This window comes from uncultured Fretibacterium sp. (assembly GCF_963544685.1).
In the GTDB taxonomy this organism is placed as follows: Bacteria; Synergistota; Synergistia; order Synergistales; family Aminobacteriaceae; genus CAJPSE01.
The window spans coordinates 1-3,721 of sequence record NZ_CAUUGJ010000167.1 but is presented as its reverse complement, the minus strand read 5'-3'; the positions used below and the strand labels follow the sequence as shown (position 1 = coordinate 3,721).

Genomic DNA, 3,721 nt, shown 5'->3' with positions numbered 1-3,721 from the left:
CCGACCGCACCATGGGAGGGACGCCGCCGTCCCCGCCCAGGGGCAGGGAGAGAAGGACCCGGAACAGATCCCCCAACGATACGGGATAACGCCCCAGGGAAAAGGATATGCAGAAGAGCAGGACAAGAAGGAACGCCGCCCCCCAGACGGGAGGGACGGAAAAGCGAACGCGACCGTACTCCTTCGAAAGCCGATCCCTCGACCCCATCTCACAACCTCCGAACGGCCAGCCCATGGCGATCCGTCGCTCCGAACGCGCGCATGGAAACCCCAGACTCGCCCCCTCTGCCCGGAAGGATCGGGGGAGGAACGATCAAATTATCTTTCAAAACAATTCGATGTCCTTGTGAGAGCATAGGTCAAAAAAACTGAAGTGTCAAGACAAGGGAACTTCCAGCTGGACCCGGGCGCGGATTCGCCTGCGCCGCCGCGGCGCTCGCTACGTAACTTTACGCATTGATTTTTCTCGTCGATAAGAATATCCTCTCAATCATAAAGTTTTGTTAATCAAACTTCATGTATCCCTCTTACCTTCTATGCGATTCTTGTGCATAGAAGAATTTTTCCCAAGGAGATTTTTTGCGATGAAACATTTTGAAACGATGAAAAAGAGGATGACGGCGCTTCCGATGTTTTTCCTGTTCCTGCTGTCGTTCTCCGCCGTCGGGCGGGCCGAGGTGCGGGTCGTCGCCACGACGACGATGCTCGCCGACCTGGCCCGAGTCGTCGGCGGCCCCCACGTCGCGGTGGACGGCCTGATGGGGCCCGGAATCGACCCGCACCTCTATCAGGCCAGCGCCGGGGACGTCGGCAAAATGCGGAGGGCGGACGTCGTCGTCCACAACGGACTGCACCTCGAGGGCAAGATGGGGGACGTCTTCGCGGCCCTGGACCGGCAGAACAAGACCGTGATCTGCGCCGCCGACGGCATCGACCGGGCGGATATCCTGACGGACGAAGGGGGTATCCCGGACCCGCACATCTGGTTCGACGTCCGGCTCTGGAAGGGCGCCGCCGTGGAGGTGGCCCGCGGGCTGGAGAAGGCGGACCCCGACCACGCGGAGGACTACAAGGCCAATGCCAAAAGGTACGAGAAGGACCTCGAGGACCTTCAGCGTTACATCGAGGACAGGGTTCGGGAGGTTCCCGAGGGGCAGCGCGTCATGGTGACGGCGCACGACGCCTTCAACTATTTCGGAAGGGCCTACGGCTTCGAGGTGCGCGGCCTTCAGGGCATCAGCACCGCGGCCGAGGCGGGCACCGCGGACGTCAGCGCCCTGGCCGACTTCATCGTGGAGCGCAGGATCAAGGCGGTCTTCGTGGAGTCCTCCGTCCCGCGCAAGACCATCGAGGCCCTTCAGGCCGCGGTGAAGGCCCGTGGGTTCGACGTGGGCATCGGCGGCGAGCTCTACTCCGACTCGCTCGGCGGGGCCGGCTCCGGGGCGGAGACCTACATCTCGACCGTAAAGGCGAACGTGGACACCATCACGAACGCCCTGAAGTGATCCCCGATTCCGGTCAGGTATGGATGAAATCAGGTATGGATAAAAATGGAGATGCGTGAAGAGAACCCCTGGGCTCTCGAGGTCGAGGACCTGACCGTCGCCTACGATATCGAGCCGGTGCTCTGGGACGTGGACCTCGACATTCCCCGGGGGAGCCTGACCGCGGTCATCGGCCCCAACGGAGCGGGCAAGAGCACCCTGATCAAGGCCGTGCTGAAGCTGGTGCGGACCGTGGCGGGCGAGGTCCGCATCCACTCGGAGCGGGTCGCCTACGTGCCGCAGAGCGGCAGCGTGGACTGGGATTTTCCCGCCACGGTCCGCGATGTGGTGCTGATGGGGCGCTACGGCCACCTGGGATGGTTCCGGCGCCCGGGGGCTGCGGACCGCCGGATCGCCATGGAGACGCTGGAGCAGGTGGGTATGGCCGAGTTCGCCGATCGGCAGATCAGCCAGCTCTCCGGCGGCCAGCAGCAGCGGGCCTTCCTGGCCCGGGCCCTGGCCCAGGAGGCGGACCTCTACCTGATGGACGAACCGTTTCGCGGCGTGGACGCGCGGACGGAAAAAGTCATCGTCGAGCTGCTCAAGCGCCTGAAAGGAGAGGGAAAGACCGTCGTCGTGGTGCACCACGACCTCCAGACGGTCCGAAGCTACTTCGACTGGACGGTGCTGCTCAACCTGCGGCTCATCGCAGCCGGACCGACCGACGAGGTCTTTACGGAGGAGAACGTCCGGCGCGCCTACCGCAGCACGGAGACGCTCCTTGGGGAGGGCGCGTCATGAACGCGTTTCCCCTGCTGCACGACTATACCTTTCAGGTCGTCGCGCTGGGGGCCGCCCTGCTGGGGATGGCCAGCGGGATGATCGGCAGCTTCGCGGTGCTGCGCCGGCAGAGCCTGCTGGGGGACGTGGTGTCCCACGCCGCGCTGCCGGGCATCGCCGCCGTTTTCCTGATGACCGGGACGAAGGATACCGTGTGGCTCCTGATCGGGGCTCTGTGTTCGGGGCTGACGGCCACCGGCTTCATCATCGGCGTCGTGCGCTACTCCCGCGTCAAGTTCGACACCGCGCTGGCGCTTGGGATGTCGGTCTTCTTCGGGCTGGGGCTGGTGCTGCTCACCTACGTGCAGAAGATCCCGAACTCGAACCAGGCGGGGCTCCAGCGCTTCATCTTCGGCCAGGCCGCGGTGCTCCTGAAGAGCGACATCCTCGTCATCGCGATCACGGGCGCGGTGCTGCTGGCGCTGACCCTCCTCTTCTGGAAGGAGTTCAAGCTGCTGAGCTTCGACCCGGAGTTCGCGCGGAGCCTGGGGCTCCCCACCCGAAGCCTCAACGTCCTTCTGTCCGCCATGACCGTCGCCGCCATCATCGCGGGGCTCCAGACCGTCGGGGTCATCCTGATGAGCGCGATGCTGGTGGCCCCGGCCGTCGCCGCGCGACAGTGGACGAACCGGCTGGGGGTCATGGTGGGGCTGGCGGCCCTGTTCGGCGCCGTCTCGGGCGTGGCGGGGACCCTGGCCAGCTCCGCGCTGCCGAAGCTCCCCGCCGGCCCCGCCATTGTGGTGGCCGCGGACGTCCTCGTGCTGATCAGCCTGGCCCTCGGCAGGGCGAGAAGCGGCCGGGGCCGGAAAGGGGGCGCGCCGGGCCATGTCTCCCGAGCTTGAGATTCAGCTGATCGCGGCGCTCGTCGCCGTCGCCTGCGCGCTGCCGGGCTGTTTTCTCGTGCTGCGCCGGATGTCCATGATGTCCGACGCGATCACCCACACGCTTCTGCTCGGGATCGTCCTCGCCTTCCTCGCCACGCACAGCCTGACCTCCCCGCTCCTGATCCTGGGGGCCGCGTCGGTCGGGCTCCTCACGGTCTGGCTGGCCGAGGCGCTCCAGCGCTCGCACCGCGTCTCCGAGGACTCCGCCATCGGCCTGACCTTCCCGCTGCTCTTCAGCATCGCGATCATCCTGATCACGCACTACGCGGACTCGGTCCACCTGGATGCGGACGCCGTCCTGCTGGGCGAGCTGGCTTTCGCCCCTTTCGACCGCATGATCGTGGGCGGCGCCGACCTCGGCCCCAAGGCCGTCTGGTCGATGGGCTGCGTGGCGTTCCTCAACCTCGCCGCCCTGCTCCTGTTCTTCAAGGAGCTGAAGCTGGCGACGTTCGACCCCATCCTGGCGGCGCTCCTGGGCTTCGCGCCCGCGTGGCTGCACTACGGCCTGATGGC

At 65.8% G+C, this 3,721-nt stretch carries 5 protein-coding genes; 4 read left to right on the top strand and 1 reads right to left on the bottom strand.

Annotated elements, in window-relative coordinates:
* A partial coding sequence (locus ABLA28_RS10965; protein ID WP_347713695.1) for a hypothetical protein occupies positions 1-208 on the bottom strand: 208 nt, incomplete at its 3' end.
* A 376-nt stretch (positions 209-584) separates the two neighbouring features.
* Between ABLA28_RS10965 and ABLA28_RS10960 the strand changes: the two genes are divergently transcribed.
* From ABLA28_RS10960 to ABLA28_RS10945, 4 genes are all read left to right on the top strand, one after another.
* Positions 585-1,505 (top strand): zinc ABC transporter substrate-binding protein, encoded by a 921-nt coding sequence (locus ABLA28_RS10960; RefSeq protein ID WP_347713694.1) that lies wholly within the window; start codon positions 585-587, stop codon positions 1,503-1,505.
* Between the two features lie 51 nt (positions 1,506-1,556).
* The gene (gene aztA / locus ABLA28_RS10955) at positions 1,557-2,285 is read left to right on the top strand and encodes a zinc ABC transporter ATP-binding protein AztA (protein WP_299298082.1); all 729 of its coding nucleotides are present in this window, start codon (positions 1,557-1,559) and stop codon (positions 2,283-2,285) included.
* Positions 2,282-3,166: an iron chelate uptake ABC transporter family permease subunit gene (locus ABLA28_RS10950; RefSeq protein WP_347713693.1), complete on the top strand. Its 885-nt coding sequence runs from the start codon at positions 2,282-2,284 to the stop codon at positions 3,164-3,166. The genes aztA and ABLA28_RS10950 overlap by 4 nt, the downstream gene beginning before the upstream one ends.
* Positions 3,150-3,721 (top strand): metal ABC transporter permease (locus tag ABLA28_RS10945; protein WP_347713692.1); only part of this gene is annotated, 572 nt, incomplete at its 3' end. The genes ABLA28_RS10950 and ABLA28_RS10945, both read left to right, overlap by 17 nt.